This window comes from Acidovorax sp. GW821-FHT10E04 (assembly GCF_059415185.1).
Genome location: NZ_JBWKMT010000001.1, coordinates 87034 through 101871 on the forward strand (window position 1 = coordinate 87034; position 14838 = coordinate 101871).

Consider the following 14838-nt stretch of genomic DNA (forward strand, 5'->3'; position numbering starts at 1 on the left):
ATGATGAAGGCTTCCCCCCGCGTCGCCATGGTGGCGGGCGAGACCTCCGGCGACCTGCTTGCCGGCCTGCTGATCGACGGCATGCAGGCCCATTGGCCGGGCCTGCAGTCCTGCGGCATTGGTGGCCCGCAGATGCAGCGCCGGGGTTTTGCCGCCTGGTGGCCCAGCGAGAAGCTCGCCGTGCATGGGTACAGCATGGAGGTGCTGCGCCGCCTGCGCGAACTGCTGGGCATTCGCAAGCAACTGCGTGAGCGGCTGCTCAAGGAGCGTCCGGACGTGTTCATCGGCGTGGATGCGCCTGACTTCAACCTGAAGCTGGAGGCCGACCTGCGTGCCGCGGGTGTCAAGACCGTGCACTTCGTGTGCCCGTCGATCTGGGCCTGGCGCGCGGACCGTGTCGAGAAGATACGCCGCAGCGCCGACCACGTGCTGTGCATCTTTCCGTTCGAGCCCGAGCTGCTGGCGCGGCACGGCATTGCGGCGACCTATGTGGGCCACCCGCTTGCCGGCGTGATTCCCATGGTGCCGGACCGCGCTGCCGCCCGCGCCCAGCTCGGCCTGCAGGATGCCGACGAGGTGCTGGCCATTCTGCCGGGCAGCCGCTCCTCGGAGATCGCCTACATCACGCAGCCTTTCTTTGAGGCTGCAGCGCTTGTCCTGAAAGCGCGTCCAGCTATTAAATTGATAGTTCCTGCCGTCCCGGCGCTGCGGGAGCGCATCGTGCAGGCGGCACGGGCCGCGGGTCTGGGTGGGGCGGTGCAGATCGTGTCCGGCCAGTCCCATGCCGTGCTGGCCGCCTGCGACGCCACGCTGATCGCCAGCGGCACCGCGACGCTGGAGGCGGCGCTGTTCAAGCGTCCCATGGTCATCGGCTACCACATGCACCCGTTGAGCTGGTGGCTCATGCGCCGCAAGCAGCTGCAGCCCTGGGTGGGGCTGCCCAATATCCTTTGCGGAGAATTCGTGGTCCCCGAGCTGATCCAGGATGCCGCGACACCCCAGGCGCTCTGCGCGGCAACGCTGCAATGGCTGGATGCGCGCCAGCACAATCCTGAGAAAATCACGGCCCTGGAGCAGCGCTTTACGGCGCTGCACGAAAGCCTGCAACGCAATACCCCCCAACTGGCTGCCGATGCGATCCAGAAAATCCTTCACCCAGCTGCCTGAACAGGCCTGCCTGCCATGGCACCCGCCGGGTCTTGTGTCCGGCGTGGACGAGGCGGGCCGCGGCCCGCTGGCGGGGCCCGTGGTGGCGGCCGCGGTCATTCTGGATGACCTCAATCCGATCGCCGGCCTTGCCGATTCCAAGAAGCTCACGCCTGCCCGGCGCGAGAAACTCTACGACGAAATCCGTGCCAAGGCGCTGTGCTGCAGCATTGCCGAGGCCAGCGTGGAAGAGATCGACCAGCTCAACATCCTGCAGGCCACGCTGCTGGCCATGCGGCGGGCCGTGATGGGGCTGCGCCTGAAGCCCGTCATGGTGCTGGTCGATGGCAACCGCCTGCCCACGCTGGGCATCCAGGCCGAGGCCATCGTCAAGGGCGATGCGCTGGTGCCGGCCATCTCGGCCGCCTCCATCCTGGCCAAGGTGCACCGCGACCGCTGGTGCGTGCAGGTGCATGAAGAGTTTCCGCAGTACGGGTTTGCCGGCCACAAGGGCTATGGCACCGCGGTGCACATGGCCGCCTTGCGCGAGCACGGGGCCTGCGTCCATCACCGGCGTTCCTTTGCGCCCGTGGCGCAGAGCCTGCTTGCCTGACGGAACCTGCTCGCCCCATGACCTCTCCGTCCATCACCGCGATCCATTCGCGGGACAACACCTTCGTGAAGGAACTGCGCCGGCTCGCGCAGGACACCACCGCCTACCGCAAGCAGGGCAGGGTGTGGCTGGAGGGTGACCACCTCTGCCGCGCCGCCCTGGAACGGGGTCAGCGGGCATCGATCGCGGTATTTTCCGAGTCTTTTTGGCCTCAGGCGCAAGTGGAATGGGCGCAGGCAGCTATGAAAACCATAGTGCTCGCCGATGCCCTGTTTGCCGACATCAGCGGTCTGGAGTCGCCTGCCCGCATGGGCTTCATCATCGATCTGCCCGCTGCCGCCGCATTGCGCATGGACGCCGCCACCGTCGTGCTGGACCGGGTGCAGGACGCCGGCAATGTGGGTTCCATCCTGCGCAGCGCGTCGGCATTCGGATTCCGTCAGGTGGTCGCCGTCAAGGGCAGCGCCGCCCTGTGGTCCCCCAAGGTGCTGCGCGCCGGCATGGGCGCGCATTTCGCGCTGGACCTGATCGAAGGCGTGGAGCACGGCGAACTCCAGTCCCTGAAGGTGCCCATGCTGGTGACCAGTTCGCACGCCGGGGACTGGCTGCACCGGGCCGCGCTGCCCTGGCCCTGCGCATGGGTCATGGGCCATGAAGGGCAGGGCGTCTCCGCCGTGCTGGAGGAGCGGGCTGCGATGCGCATCCGCATCGCGCAGCCCGGCGGCGAGGAGTCGCTGAACGTCGCGGCGGCGGCGGCGATCTGCCTGCATGCGAGCGGCGCCGGGCGCTGAACACCTCCCTTCGCAGCCGGCTCCGGGGGGCCGCGGAAGGCCCGCCTTCTCCCGTTTTTCTAGAGGTTGCGCAGGAACTGGCGCACGAAATCGCCCTGGTTGGGCGCATCCTTCTCGGTGCTGAACAGCACCTGCTGGTTTTCCACGCGGATCTTGAGCTGTGGCGCGAACCTGCACTGCACCTGGAGCCCGGACGCAGTGCTCTTGAAGGCGGGCGTGTTGCGGCACATGGAGTCCAGCTCCGAGGCCACCACGCCGCAGAAGCTGCCGATGCTCAGGGTCTGCAGCTTCTCGTCATCGATCGTGCTCCAGTCGACCGTGGTCTTCACCGGCGTGCCGCAGGCCGCGGAGGCTTCCTGGTCGGCCCTGGCCAGCTCGGCCTGCGCTCCCGCGAGGCGCTTGCTGCGGTCAAAGCGGGCCAGCTTTTCCTGCACGCCCTGCTTTTGCTGGCTCTGGTAGCTCGCCTGCAGGTCCGCCAGCTTGAAGGCCTTGCTCTTTTCCTCGCTGAAGGACAGCGGCAGGCCGTCGCGCTTGCCGGGCAGGTACACCATATACTGCTCGCCGTGGCGATAGGCGTGGCTCTGCTTTTGCAGCAGGCCGTAGCTGCGGCCGTCGAGCCGGGTGGCATAGACCTCCCGCGCGGAGCCCTGTTGCTCCAGCTGGCTCAGGAACACGACCTGGTCAATGGGATCGTTGATGCCGCTCACGCGCACCAGGGCCTGTTTGCCATCCGCGCTGGGCGCCAGCACCACTTCCACCCCCTGGGGGGCCACGAAGACCTGGGGGTACCTGGCCAGTTCCAGGGCCTGGGCGGCGACGGCGGCGCACAGGCCGGCCAGGGAAAGGGCAAGAGGGCGGAGAAAAGTGCGCATCGGGAGGGTTCTCTGTGGGAGTGGCGGGAGGCGTCGGGCAAAGTCTAGGCGGACCGTTGTCACCTGAAATGCCTGGAACACTTGCTTACGTAACAAGGTTATGCAAGGCATGCATTTGTGAGTGAATGCGCCGCGATGGGTATAATCGGGAGCTTTTCTCGCAACAGCGTCGCCCGACCGCACCCAAAGCAACAACCCATCTGAGAGCAGCCACCGGCACTTGCGTACCTTTGCGTGCACGAGTGGCCTGCAGGCGCCGGGCGACCGTAACCATCCGGAGAACCCAGTGCTTTTGTCTCTACAGGGAAATTTCCCGCCCGCCATCCTGGCGCTCGCAGACGGCACGGTCTTTATCGGCAATTCGATTGGTGCCACCGGCACCACCGTCGGCGAAGTGGTGTTCAACACCGCGATCACCGGCTACCAGGAAATCCTCACCGACCCCAGCTACTGCCAGCAGATCGTCACGTTGACGTATCCGCACATCGGCAACTACGGCGTCAACGTGGAGGACATCGAAGCCGACAAGGTCCATGCCGCGGGCCTGATCATCAAGGACCTGCCCCTGCTGGCCAGCAATTTCCGCTCCACGGAAACGCTCTCGCAGTACCTCGTGCGCGAGAACACCGTGGCCATCGCCAACATCGATACCCGCAAGCTCACGCGCCTGCTGCGCAGCAAGGGTGCGCAAAACGGCGCCATCATCGGACTGGCCGCCGGGCAGCCGGTCACGCAGGCGCTCATCGACGAAGCCATCGCCAAGGCCAAGGCCGCCCCCAACATGGCCGGGCTGGACCTGGCCCAGGTGGTGACCACGGCGTCGCGCTACGAGTGGACGCAGACCGAGTGGAAGCTGGGCTCGGGCTACGGCGAACTCGCGGCGCCGCAGTTCCATGTGGTGGCGTACGACTTCGGCGTGAAGAAGAACATCCTGCGCATGCTGGCCGAGCGCGGCTGCAAGGTCACCGTGGTGCCTGCCAAGACGCCCGCCGCCGATGTGCTGGCACTCAAGCCCGATGGCGTGTTCCTGTCCAACGGCCCCGGCGATCCGGAGCCCTGCGATTACGCCATTGCCGCCACCCGCACCATCGTGGACAGCGGCGTGCCCACGTTCGGCATCTGCCTGGGGCATCAGATCATGGCCCTGGCCGCCGGCGCCAAGACCTTCAAGATGACCCACAGCCACCACGGGGCCAATCACCCCGTGAAGGACCTGGACACCGGCCGCGTGAGCATCACGAGCCAGAACCACGGTTTCGCGGTGGACATGGAATCGCTGCCTGCCAACCTGCGCGCCACGCACATCAGCCTGTTCGACGGCACGCTGCAAGGGCTGGTCCACAAGGACAAGCCGGCATTCTGCTTCCAGGGCCACCCTGAGGCTTCCCCTGGGCCGCACGACATCGCCTACCTTTTCGACCGATTCACCGATGCCATGCGCGCGGCGAAAGCCGGTTGAACCCGGGAAGGAATAGCCCCATGAAACTGTTCAGCTTTCCCCTCGCATCGCTGGAAAAGGCGATCCACAAGCGTGTCCTGACCCTGCCTTCGCCCCACCGCGAGTGGTTCACGGAACGCTGGGCGCAAAAGCCCTACAAGAAGGCGTTTGTCGAGAACAAGGCCATGCCCCTCGTCACGCTGGTGGCCAAGGGCAAGACCCTGGACGATGCCGCCTTCGCAGAACTGCTGCAGGAATGGGAAGTGACGTTTTATGACGCGGAAGAAGAGGTCCTGCGCCCGCTGATCCAGGGCGACGGCCTGCTGCAGCTGATGCAGAAGAACCTTCCTCCCGAACGGGCCCAGGCGCTGCTTGCCAAGTTGACCGAGCGGCGCCCGCCATCGGACGCAGCAGCCTCTGCCCCGACCCCCAGCCCCCAGGCAGCCGAACCCACGATCGACTGATCGACGCACCATGCCAAAACGCACAGACATCAAAAGCATTCTCATCATCGGCGCCGGCCCGATCATCATCGGCCAGGCCTGCGAGTTCGACTACTCCGGCGTGCAGGCCTGCAAGGCCCTGCGCGAGGAAGGCTACAAGGTCATCCTGATCAACAGCAACCCCGCGACGATCATGACCGACCCGGCCACGGCCGACGTGACCTACATCGAGCCCATCACCTGGCAGACGGTCGAGAAGATCATCGCCAAGGAGCGCCCCGACGCCATCCTGCCCACCATGGGCGGCCAGACCGCGCTCAACTGCGCACTGGACCTGTGGCACAACGGCGTGCTCGACAAGTACAAGGTCGAACTGATCGGCGCCACGCCCGAAGCCATCGACAAGGCCGAGGACCGCCTGAAGTTCAAGGATGCCATGACCAAGATCGGTCTGGGCTCCGCGCGCTCAGGGATCGCCCACAGCATGGACGAAGCCTGGGCCGTCCAGAAGAGCGTGGGCTTCCCCACCGTGATCCGCCCCAGCTTCACGCTCGGTGGCACGGGCGGCGGCATTGCCTACAACCCCGAAGAGTTCGAGACCATCTGCAAGCGCGGCCTGGAAGCCTCGCCCACCAACGAGCTGCTGATCGAGGAGTCGCTGCTCGGCTGGAAGGAGTACGAGATGGAAGTGGTCCGCGACAAGGCGGACAACTGCATCATCATCTGCTCCATCGAGAACCTCGACCCCATGGGCGTGCACACGGGCGACTCGATCACCGTGGCCCCCGCGCAGACGCTGACCGACAAGGAATACCAGATCATGCGCAACGCCAGCCTGGCGGTGCTGCGCGAGATCGGCGTGGACACGGGCGGCTCCAACGTGCAGTTCTCGGTGAACCCGAAGGACGGCCGCATGATCGTCATCGAGATGAACCCCCGCGTGTCGCGTTCGTCGGCGCTGGCCTCCAAGGCCACCGGCTTCCCGATCGCCAAGGTCGCCGCCAAGCTGGCCGTGGGCTACACGCTCGACGAGCTCAAGAACGAGATCACCGGCGGCGCCACACCCGCGTCGTTCGAGCCCTCCATCGACTACGTGGTCACCAAGATCCCGCGTTTCGCGTTCGAGAAATTCCCCACGGCCGACAGCCGCCTGACCACGCAGATGAAGTCGGTGGGCGAGGTCATGGCCATGGGCCGCACCTTCCAGGAATCCTTCCAGAAGGCCCTGCGCGGCCTGGAAGTGGGCGTGGACGGCATGAACGAGAAGACCCAGGACCGTGAGGTGCTCGAAAAGGAGCTGGGCGAGCCCGGCCCCGAGCGCATCTGGTACGTGGGCGATGCGTTCGCCATGGGCCTCTCCGTGGACGAGGTGTACGACCTCACCAAGATCGACAAGTGGTTCCTGGTGCAGATCGAAGAGATCGTGAAGATCGAACTGGAGCTGGACCAGCTGGCCGTGGACAAGGGCGATGCGGCACTGGCCAGCCTGGATGCCGGCACGCTGCGCTCGCTCAAGAAGAAGGGCTTCTCGGACCGCCGCCTGGCCAAGCTGCTCAAGACGACGGAAAAAGCCGTGCGCGAAGCCCGCCGCGCGCTGAACGTGCGCCCGGTGTACAAGCGCGTGGACACCTGCGCCGCCGAATTCGCGACCAACACCGCCTACATGTACTCGACCTACGAGGACGAGTGCGAGGCCGAGCCGACCAACAACAAGAAGATCATGGTGCTCGGTGGCGGCCCCAACCGCATCGGCCAGGGCATCGAGTTCGACTACTGCTGCGTGCACGCCGCGCTGGCCATGCGCGAGGACGGCTACGAGACCATCATGGTCAACTGCAACCCCGAAACCGTGTCCACGGACTACGACACCTCGGACCGCCTGTACTTCGAGCCCCTCACGCTCGAAGACGTGCTCGAAATCGTGGACAAGGAAAAGCCCACTGGCGTGATCGTGCAGTACGGCGGCCAGACGCCGCTCAAGCTGGCGCTGGGCCTCGAAGCAGAGGGCGTGCCCATCATCGGCACCAGCCCCGACATGATCGATGCCGCCGAGGATCGTGAGCGCTTCCAGAAGCTGCTGCACGACCTGGGGCTGCGCCAGCCCCCCAATGCCACGGCCCGCACCGAGGCCGAGGCGCTGGAAAAGGCCGCCGCCCTGGGCTACCCGCTGGTGGTGCGCCCCAGCTACGTGCTGGGCGGCCGTGCGATGGAAATCGTGCACGAGCAGCGCGACCTGGAGCGCTACATGCGCGAGGCCGTGAAGGTGAGCAACGACTCGCCCGTGCTGCTGGACCGCTTCCTGAACGATGCCATCGAGTGCGACGTGGACTGCCTGCGCGACCCCGAGGGCAAGACCTTCATCGGTGGCGTGATGGAGCACATCGAACAAGCCGGTGTGCACTCGGGCGACTCCGCCTGTTCGCTGCCGCCGTACTACCTCAAGCAGGCCACGGTCGATGAACTCAAGCGCCAGTCCGCGGCCATGGCCGAAGGCCTGAACGTGGTGGGCCTGATGAACGTGCAGTTCGCCATCCAGGAAGTGGACGGCAAGGACGTGATCTACGTGCTGGAAGTGAACCCCCGCGCCTCGCGCACCGTGCCGTTCGTCTCCAAGGCCACGGGCATCCAGCTGGCCAAGGTGGCCGCGCGCTGCATGGCCGGCCAGACGCTGGCCTCGCAGGGCATCACCAAGGAGGTGACGCCGCCCTACTTCAGCGTGAAGGAGGCCGTGTTCCCGTTCGTCAAGTTCCCCGGCGTGGACACCATCCTCGGCCCCGAGATGAAGTCCACCGGCGAGGTGATGGGCGTGGGCAAGACCTTCGGCGAAGCCTTCGTGAAGAGCCAGTTGGGCGCGGGCACCAAGCTGCCGACGTCGGGCAAGGTGTTCCTCACCGTGAAGAACAATGACAAGCCCCGCGCGGTGGACATTGCCCGCCAGCTGGTGGCGCTGGGCTTTGACCTGGTGGCGACCAAAGGCACCGCTGCAGCCATTGCCGAGGCGGGCGTCCCGGTGGTGGTGGTCAACAAGGTCACGGAAGGCCGTCCGCACATCGTGGACATGATCAAGAACAACGAGATCGTCATGGTCATCAACACGGTGGAAGAGCGCCGCAACGCGATTGCAGACTCGCGCGCGATTCGCACCTCGTCGCTGCTGGCCCGCGTGACCACCTTCACGACCATCTTCGGCGCCGAGGCAGCCGTGGAGGGCATGAAGTACCTGGACAAGCTCGACGTGTACTCGGTGCAGGAGCTGCACGCCCAGCTGGTGGCCTGAGCCCCGGCAAAAGCGGCATAATCTTCGCCTGACCAGACACCGCCGCGCGGCAACGTGCGGCGGTTTCCTTTTGTAGACTTGCCATTCACGAAGTCCGGCACAGCCCGGGCGTGACGTGGTGACTGACCGGTGGAAGTGCCTTGGCGCTTTCACCGTTTTGACTTATGGAGACTCGACAGAATGGCCACCATTCCGATTACCAAGCGCGGCGCTGAAAAGCTCAAGGAAGAGTTGCACCGCCTCAAGACCGTGGAACGGCCCGCGGTGATCACGGCGATCGCCGAAGCGCGTGCGCAGGGGGACCTCAGCGAAAACGCCGACTACGACGCCGCCAAGGACCGCCAGGGCTTCATCGAGGGCCGCATCCAGGAGATCGAGGGCAAGCTCTCGGTCGCGCAGGTCATCGATCCCAGCGCCGTCGACGGCGGCGGCAAGGTGGTCTTTGGCGCCACGGTCGAGCTGGAAGATGAAGAGTCTGGCGACACCGTGAAGTACCAGATCGTGGGCGAGGACGAGGCCGACCTGAAGCAGGGCCTGATCAATATCTCCAGCCCCATCGCCCGTGCGCTCATCGGCAAGGAAGAGGGCGATACCGCCGAAGTGCTGGCGCCCGGCGGCGTTCGCCGCTATGAGGTGGTGGCGGTCAGCTACCAGTGAACAGGCGCGGCATGCTCCATCGCCTTCCTGCCCTGGTGGCCGCCCTGTGGTGGGGAAGCCTGACCACCATCGGCTTTCTGGTCGTGCCCATGCTGTTTGCCCACCTTCCGTCGCCGACGGTGGCGGGCAACATGGCGGCCAGGCTGTTTGCGGCACAGACCTGGGTGGCGGTGGCCTGCTGCCTGGTGCTGCTGCTGGTCTCCAGGCCCAGGCAGGCTGTAGCGCAGCACCCATGGGCGCAAGCTGCTATGGTTTTCATACTGGGCGGCATGTTGCTGGCACTGCTCACGCAGTTTGGCGTGGCACCGCGCATCGTGGCGCGGCAGGATCTGCGCGTGTGGCACAGCGTGGGAACAGTGATGTACGCGCTGCAATGGTGCTGTGCGTTGGCCGTGCTGTGGCAAACGCTTCGCCACGACCCTCAGGCGCCCGCCGGGGGCGGCTCCGCCGGAGCCTGAAGCGCATGCATCGCGGCGGCTCGGCCAGCGCCAGCGCCAGCGCCGACGCCGCCTACTCGTGCCAGTGTTCCGCCACCCAGGTGGCGGGGCGAATGTAGCGAAAGCGGCGGTTGCGCCGTCCCGCGAGTGCGTCCGGTGGATTGCACTCCCCGTGAAAGATCACGATGCGCGCACCGGGCGGCACGAACGGCGCGCGCCAGTAGTTGGTGGGCCAGGGCGGTATGCCGTGGTACTTGAAGCTCGGGCACCACGCTGCGGGCCAGTACTGCAGCTTGCCCTGCCGGTGCAGAAAGTCCGACAGGTAGGCCTGTTCGTTGCGGAACTGCGCGCGGATTTCTGCGAAGTGGGCGCGAAAGTGTGCCAGCACGTCAGGGTGCGCCCCCAGTTCGAACCGGTAGACCGATGAATTGCCCGTGACGCGCCAGGGGCGCTTGTAGTCATGGATGATCAGGAATTCGCCCGGCTGGGTGAAAAAATCGTCCAGGCTGCCGGTGACGACCACGTCCACATCCAGGAACAGGGCCGTGCCGCGGAGCCCGTGCAGGTCCTGGCTGAAGGTGGCCAGCTTGGTCCAGCCCCGCTCGGGAATGCCGGGTGGCAGATCGAGCGCGGGGATGGGCAAGCACTGCACCTCGCTGCGGATGCCGGCGCTGTCGTCGGTCAGGCAGACGAAGCGGAAGTCGCCACGCAGGTGCCGCCGAACCATCGCGTACAGCCGATTGACATATTCGGGGCCGTATTTCGTGCCCCACTTCATGCAGAGGATGTGGCGCGCGTGGGCGGCCGTGCCGGCAGGCGCTGCAGAAGCTGCAGGTACTGCAGAGACTGCGGGGGGGCTCATCAGTCTGCCTGGCGCTTCTTGATCGACTTTTGCTTGGGTTTGGCGCGCTTGATCTGGCCGCCCGAGGTCAGGCGCTGGTTGCCCAGCACGCGCAGCTGCTTGATTTCGGGACGCTGGCCGCCGCGCTTGCTGAACTTCAGCACCTTGACGTCGCGCGGGCCCGGCATCCGGTCTTCATCGACCACGCGCTCCTTGACGGGCTGAGGGCGCCAGAGCACCAGCAGCTTGCCGATATGCTGGATGGGGGCGGCGTTGAGGTCGGCCGTGATCTGCTGGTACATCAGCTCGCGGGCCGCGCGGTCGTCATTGAAAACACGCACCTTGATCAGCCCGTGGGCATTCAGGGCGGCGTCGATCTCCTTCTTGACGGCGGGGGTCAGGCCATCGCCGCCAATCAGGACGACGGGGTCCAGGTGGTGGGCATTGGCGCGTTGTTCCCGGCGCTCGGCGGGAGTCAGTTGAATTTGGGGCATGGGCCGTATTATGTCTGCGGCCCGCCGCGGGGTGCCTTCGCGTCGCCGCGCGAAATGGGCCTTGTGTCCAATCGGCTGTGCCGATTGTCGAGAGACAATGGAGCCGTATGAAAGTCAAAACCCAGAGCAAGAAGGTCAACAAGGCATGGTTGAACGACCACGTCAACGACACCTATGTCAAATTGGCCCAGAAAGAGGGATACCGCGCGCGCGCGGCCTACAAGCTCAAGGAGATCGACGAGCAGCTGGGCCTCATCAAGCCCGGCTACACGGTGGTGGACCTGGGCTCCACGCCCGGCGCATGGAGCCAGTACCTGCGCAGGCGTATGTCGCCCTCGGGTGCGGCGGCGGGGCAGCTCAATGGCACCATCATCGCCTTGGACATCCTGCCCATGGAGCCCATCGAGGGGGTGACCTACCTCAATGGCGATTTTCGCGAGGCGCAGGTGCTCGAGCGCCTGGAGCAGGCGCTCGGCGGCCGCGCGGTGGATGTCGTGGTGTCGGACATGGCGCCCAATCTTTCGGGCATTGGATCGGCCGATGCGGCCCGCATCGCCCACTTGGTGGAGCTGGCGGTGGATTTCGCTTGCAACCATTTGAAACCGGACGGTGCGCTGGTGGTCAAACTCTTCCACGGCGGCGGGTACAGCGATCTGGTGACGCTGTTCAAGCAGACCTTCAAGGTGGTCAAGCCCTTGAAGCCCAAGGCGTCGCGCGACAAATCTTCGGAGACCTTCCTGGTGGGAATGGGCCTCAAAAAGGCCGCCTGAAAGGTCTTGCCCCAGGTCATGAATCCGTGAAATTCGCCCGTAAAGCCCGTGCTGTTTCCATGGCGGCTAGGGGGAATAGGGATGGCTGGGTGGCTTGAAAGACCTAAAATGGGCCGCACATGCGTGCCATGACGGCAGTGTGTCCGTTTTCTGTTCCCTGCAACTGGAGCCCCGCTTGAACAATCAGTGGTTTTCAAAAATTGCCGTGTGGCTGGTTATCGCCATGGTGCTGTTCACGGTGTTCAAACAGTTTGACACCCGTGCCGGCGCCAGCGCAGGCCACGTCGGCTACTCGGAATTCCTCGAGGAAGTCCGCAGCAACCGCATCAAGAGCGCAACCATCCAGGAAGGCCAGGGCGGCACCGAGATCGTGGCCGTCACCAACGACGACCGAAAGATCCGCACCACCGCGACCTATCTGGACCGCGGCCTCGTGGGCGATCTCATCAACAACAACGTCAAGTTCGACGTCAAGCCCCGCGAAGAAGGCTCCCTGCTCATGACCCTGCTGGTCAGCTGGGGCCCCATGCTGCTGCTGATTGGCGTGTGGGTGTACTTCATGCGCCAGATGCAGGGCGGCGGCAAGGGCGGCGCCTTCAGCTTCGGCAAGAGCAAGGCGCGCATGCTCGACGAGAACAACAACCAGGTCACGTTCGCGGATGTGGCCGGTTGCGACGAGGCCAAGGAAGAAGTCAAGGAAGTCGTGGACTTCCTGAAAGACCCACAGAAGTTCCAGAAGCTGGGCGGCCGCATTCCGCGCGGCCTGCTGCTGGTGGGCCCTCCGGGCACCGGCAAGACCCTGCTGGCCAAGTCCATCGCGGGCGAAGCCAAGGTGCCGTTCTTCAGCATCTCGGGCTCCGATTTCGTGGAAATGTTCGTCGGCGTGGGCGCGGCCCGTGTGCGCGACATGTTCGACAACGCCAAGAAGAACGCCCCCTGCATCATCTTCATCGATGAAATCGACGCCGTGGGCCGCCAGCGTGGCGCGGGCCTGGGCGGTGGCAACGACGAGCGCGAGCAGACCCTGAACCAGATGTTGGTCGAGATGGACGGTTTCGAGACCAACCTGGGCGTGATCGTGGTGGCTGCCACCAACCGCCCCGACATCCTGGACGCGGCCCTGCTGCGCCCCGGCCGCTTCGACCGCCAGGTCTACGTGACGCTGCCCGACATCCGGGGCCGCGAGCAGATCCTGAACGTGCACATGCGCAAGATCCCGATCGGCCAGGACGTGGCCCCCGGCATCATCGCGCGCGGCACGCCCGGCATGAGCGGTGCCGACCTGGCGAACCTGTGCAACGAAGCCGCCCTGATGGCCGCCCGCCGCAATGCGCGCACGGTGGAGATGCAGGACTTCGAGAAGGCCAAGGACAAGATCCTCATGGGCCCCGAGCGCAAGAGCATGGTCATGCCCGAGGAAGAGCGCCGCAACACGGCCTACCACGAGTCCGGCCACGCGCTCATCGGCAAGCTGCTGCCCAAGTGCGACCCGGTGCACAAGGTCACCATCATTCCCCGTGGCCGTGCCCTGGGCGTGACGATGAGCCTGCCCGCACAGGACCGCTACAGCTATGACCGCGAATACATGCTCAACCAGATCAGCATGCTGTTCGGCGGCCGCATCGCCGAGGAAGTGTTCATGAACCAGATGACCACCGGCGCCAGCAACGACTTCGAGCGCGCCACGCACATCGCCCGCGACATGGTCACCCGCTACGGCATGACGGATGCGCTGGGCCCCATGGTCTATGCGGAAAACGAAGGCGAGGTGTTCCTGGGCCGCTCGGTCACCAAGACCACGACCATGAGCGAGCAGACCATGGAAAAGGTCGACATGGAAGTGCGCCGCATCATCGACGAGCAGTACAACCTCGCCCGCCGCCTGATCGAGGAGAACAGCGACAAGATGCACGCCATGGCCAAGGCCCTGCTCGAATGGGAAACCATCGATACCGAGCAATTGGACGACATCATGGCTGGCAAGGAGCCTCGTCCACCCAAGGACTGGACGCCCCGCACGCCTCCCTCGGGCGGCGACAATTCCAGCGGCGGCACGCCCGCCGTGGCAACGGACACCGCGCCTTCGGCAGCCTGAGGAGCCCGTTGCAGTTCCAGCCGTTCCAACGGGGCCTTGTGCCCCGTTTTTCATGGTCTGTTTGGTCCCCTTGCTGATCCCCGCGGCGGCACGCCCCTATCTCTTTTCCCCAAGGACCATGCTCTGGCAGACCTCCCGCTTTTCCATCGATCTTTCCGAGCCCCGCGTCATGGGGATCGTCAACGCCACGCCGGATTCGTTTTCCGATGGCGGACGCCATGGCTCCACGGCGGGGGCCCTGCGGCATTGTGAACAGCTGCTCAAGGACGGGGCGCACATCCTGGATATCGGGGGGGAGTCCACGCGGCCCGGCAGCCCCGCGGTGCCCCTGGACGAAGAACTCGCGCGCGTGGTGCCCCTGGTGCGGGACGCGGTGTCCCTGGGTGCCCCGGTCTCCGTCGATACCTACAAGCCCGAGGTCATGCGGGCGGTGCTGGACCTTGGCGCCGACATCGTCAACGACATCTGGGCGCTGCGCCAGCCAGGCGCGGCGCAGGTTGTGGCATCGTACCCGCAGTGCGGCGTGTGCCTGATGCACATGCACCGTGACCCCCAGACCATGCAAGCGGCCCCCATGCAGGGGGATGTGGTCCGGCAGGTGCTATTGTTCTTGCAGCAGTCAGCGCTTGATCTGCAAGCGCTGGGGGTCAAGAATACCCGGATCGTGCTGGACCCTGGCATTGGATTCGGCAAGACGCCGGAGCAGAATTTTGCGCTGCTGGCCCATCAGCCTGCATTGTTGCGCGCGGGCTACCCCCTCCTGGCGGGCTGGTCGCGCAAGTCGTCCCTGGGGGCCGCGACGGGGCTGGCGGTGGAGCAGCGCATGGTTCCGAGCGTGGCCGCGGCCGTGCTGGCCGTGGAGCGCGGGGCTTCCGTGGTGCGCGTGCACGATGTGCGAGAAACCGTGTCGGCGCTGGCGGTGTGGAGCGCCATGCAGCGAGAGCGTTGAGGCCGGGCGCTGCAA

At 65.5% G+C, this 14838-nt stretch carries 14 protein-coding genes; 11 read left to right on the top strand and 3 right to left on the bottom strand.

The features are described from left to right. Window positions 1–3 precede the first annotated feature (3 nt). Genes lpxB through AC07OC_RS00395 form a run of 3 tightly spaced genes read left to right on the top strand, consistent with a single transcriptional unit; the run spans window position 4 to window position 2550 of the window. Window positions 4–1167: a lipid-A-disaccharide synthase gene (gene lpxB / locus AC07OC_RS00385; RefSeq protein ID WP_218297687.1), complete on the top strand. Its 1164-nt coding sequence runs from the start codon at window positions 4–6 to the stop codon at window positions 1165–1167. Next, the gene (gene rnhB, locus AC07OC_RS00390; protein ID WP_218297686.1) at window positions 1133–1759 is read left to right on the top strand and encodes a ribonuclease HII; all 627 of its coding nucleotides are present in this window, start codon (window positions 1133–1135) and stop codon (window positions 1757–1759) included. Before lpxB ends, rnhB begins: the two co-directional genes overlap by 35 nt. 17 nt (window positions 1760–1776) lie before the next feature. Continuing rightward, the gene (locus tag AC07OC_RS00395; protein WP_218341592.1) at window positions 1777–2550 is read left to right on the top strand and encodes a TrmH family RNA methyltransferase; all 774 of its coding nucleotides are present in this window, start codon (window positions 1777–1779) and stop codon (window positions 2548–2550) included. 59 nt (window positions 2551–2609) lie between these two features. On the opposite strand, the gene AC07OC_RS00400 is transcribed toward AC07OC_RS00395, so the two are convergent. Continuing rightward, window positions 2610–3422 carry a hypothetical protein gene (locus AC07OC_RS00400; protein ID WP_494600309.1) on the bottom strand — a complete coding sequence of 271 codons (813 nt, stop codon included), beginning with the start codon at window positions 3420–3422 and terminating at the stop codon, window positions 2610–2612. A 286-nt stretch (window positions 3423–3708) separates the two neighbouring features. On the opposite strand from AC07OC_RS00400, the gene carA reads away from it, so the two are divergent. The 5 genes from carA to AC07OC_RS00425 all read left to right on the top strand — a co-directional run bounded on the left by carA (window position 3709) and on the right by AC07OC_RS00425 (window position 9695). Further along, a complete protein-coding gene (carA, locus tag AC07OC_RS00405; RefSeq protein ID WP_218297683.1) occupies window positions 3709–4881 on the top strand; it encodes a glutamine-hydrolyzing carbamoyl-phosphate synthase small subunit in 1173 nt (390 codons plus the stop codon). 20 nt (window positions 4882–4901) lie between these two features. Then, complete coding sequence (locus tag AC07OC_RS00410) at window positions 4902–5324, top strand: hypothetical protein (protein WP_218297682.1); 423 nt, start codon at window positions 4902–4904, stop codon at window positions 5322–5324. Between the two features lie 10 nt (window positions 5325–5334). Then, window positions 5335–8580, top strand: coding sequence for a carbamoyl-phosphate synthase large subunit (gene carB / locus AC07OC_RS00415; protein ID WP_218297681.1), 3246 nt, complete (start codon window positions 5335–5337; stop codon window positions 8578–8580). A gap of 180 nt (window positions 8581–8760) precedes the next feature. Beyond that, window positions 8761–9237 (top strand): transcription elongation factor GreA, encoded by a 477-nt coding sequence (gene greA, locus AC07OC_RS00420; protein ID WP_218297680.1) that lies wholly within the window; start codon window positions 8761–8763, stop codon window positions 9235–9237. Between the two features lie 11 nt (window positions 9238–9248). Beyond that, on the top strand, window positions 9249–9695 hold the full coding sequence (locus AC07OC_RS00425; protein ID WP_218341594.1) for a DUF4149 domain-containing protein: 447 nt from the start codon (window positions 9249–9251) through the stop codon (window positions 9693–9695). A gap of 52 nt (window positions 9696–9747) precedes the next feature. On the opposite strand, the gene AC07OC_RS00430 is transcribed toward AC07OC_RS00425, so the two are convergent. Then, window positions 9748–10536 carry a glycosyltransferase gene (locus AC07OC_RS00430; protein ID WP_218341595.1) on the bottom strand — a complete coding sequence of 263 codons (789 nt, stop codon included), beginning with the start codon at window positions 10534–10536 and terminating at the stop codon, window positions 9748–9750. Then, window positions 10536–11009 (bottom strand): YhbY family RNA-binding protein, encoded by a 474-nt coding sequence (locus AC07OC_RS00435; RefSeq protein ID WP_218297678.1) that lies wholly within the window; start codon window positions 11007–11009, stop codon window positions 10536–10538. Before AC07OC_RS00435 ends, AC07OC_RS00430 begins: the two co-directional genes overlap by 1 nt. A 107-nt stretch (window positions 11010–11116) precedes the next feature. Here AC07OC_RS00435 and AC07OC_RS00440 point away from each other — a divergent pair, with 107 nt between their 5' ends. The 3 genes from AC07OC_RS00440 (at window position 11117) to folP (ending at window position 14823) form a co-directional block, all read left to right on the top strand. Continuing rightward, window positions 11117–11779, top strand: coding sequence for an RlmE family RNA methyltransferase (locus tag AC07OC_RS00440; protein ID WP_218297677.1), 663 nt, complete (start codon window positions 11117–11119; stop codon window positions 11777–11779). Window positions 11780–11954: 175 nt separating this feature from the next. Further along, entirely contained in the window at window positions 11955–13874 is a 1920-nt protein-coding gene (gene ftsH / locus AC07OC_RS00445; protein WP_218297676.1) for an ATP-dependent zinc metalloprotease FtsH, read from the top strand. A gap of 118 nt (window positions 13875–13992) precedes the next feature. After that, window positions 13993–14823 carry a dihydropteroate synthase gene (gene folP / locus AC07OC_RS00450; protein ID WP_218341596.1) on the top strand — a complete coding sequence of 277 codons (831 nt, stop codon included), beginning with the start codon at window positions 13993–13995 and terminating at the stop codon, window positions 14821–14823. Window positions 14824–14838: the final 15 nt, after the last annotated feature.

Bases quoted from the DNA above. Each gene is read 5' to 3' on its own strand.
- lpxB (WP_218297687.1), top strand. From the start codon at position 4: ATGAAGGCTTCCCCCCGCGTCGCCATGGTGGCGGGCGAGACCTCCGGC.
- rnhB (WP_218297686.1), top strand. From the start codon at position 1,133: ATGCGATCCAGAAAATCCTTCACCCAGCTGCCTGAACAGGCCTGCCTG.
- AC07OC_RS00395 (WP_218341592.1), top strand. From the start codon at position 1,777: ATGACCTCTCCGTCCATCACCGCGATCCATTCGCGGGACAACACCTTC.
- AC07OC_RS00400 (WP_494600309.1), bottom strand. From the start codon at position 3,422: ATGCGCACTTTTCTCCGCCCTCTTGCCCTTTCCCTGGCCGGCCTGTGC.
- AC07OC_RS00410 (WP_218297682.1), top strand. From the start codon at position 4,902: ATGAAACTGTTCAGCTTTCCCCTCGCATCGCTGGAAAAGGCGATCCAC.
- carB (WP_218297681.1), top strand. From the start codon at position 5,335: ATGCCAAAACGCACAGACATCAAAAGCATTCTCATCATCGGCGCCGGC.
- greA (WP_218297680.1), top strand. From the start codon at position 8,761: ATGGCCACCATTCCGATTACCAAGCGCGGCGCTGAAAAGCTCAAGGAA.
- AC07OC_RS00425 (WP_218341594.1), top strand. From the start codon at position 9,249: ATGCTCCATCGCCTTCCTGCCCTGGTGGCCGCCCTGTGGTGGGGAAGC.
- AC07OC_RS00430 (WP_218341595.1), bottom strand. From the start codon at position 10,536: ATGAGCCCCCCCGCAGTCTCTGCAGTACCTGCAGCTTCTGCAGCGCCT.
- AC07OC_RS00435 (WP_218297678.1), bottom strand. From the start codon at position 11,009: ATGCCCCAAATTCAACTGACTCCCGCCGAGCGCCGGGAACAACGCGCC.
- AC07OC_RS00440 (WP_218297677.1), top strand. From the start codon at position 11,117: ATGAAAGTCAAAACCCAGAGCAAGAAGGTCAACAAGGCATGGTTGAAC.
- folP (WP_218341596.1), top strand. From the start codon at position 13,993: ATGCTCTGGCAGACCTCCCGCTTTTCCATCGATCTTTCCGAGCCCCGC.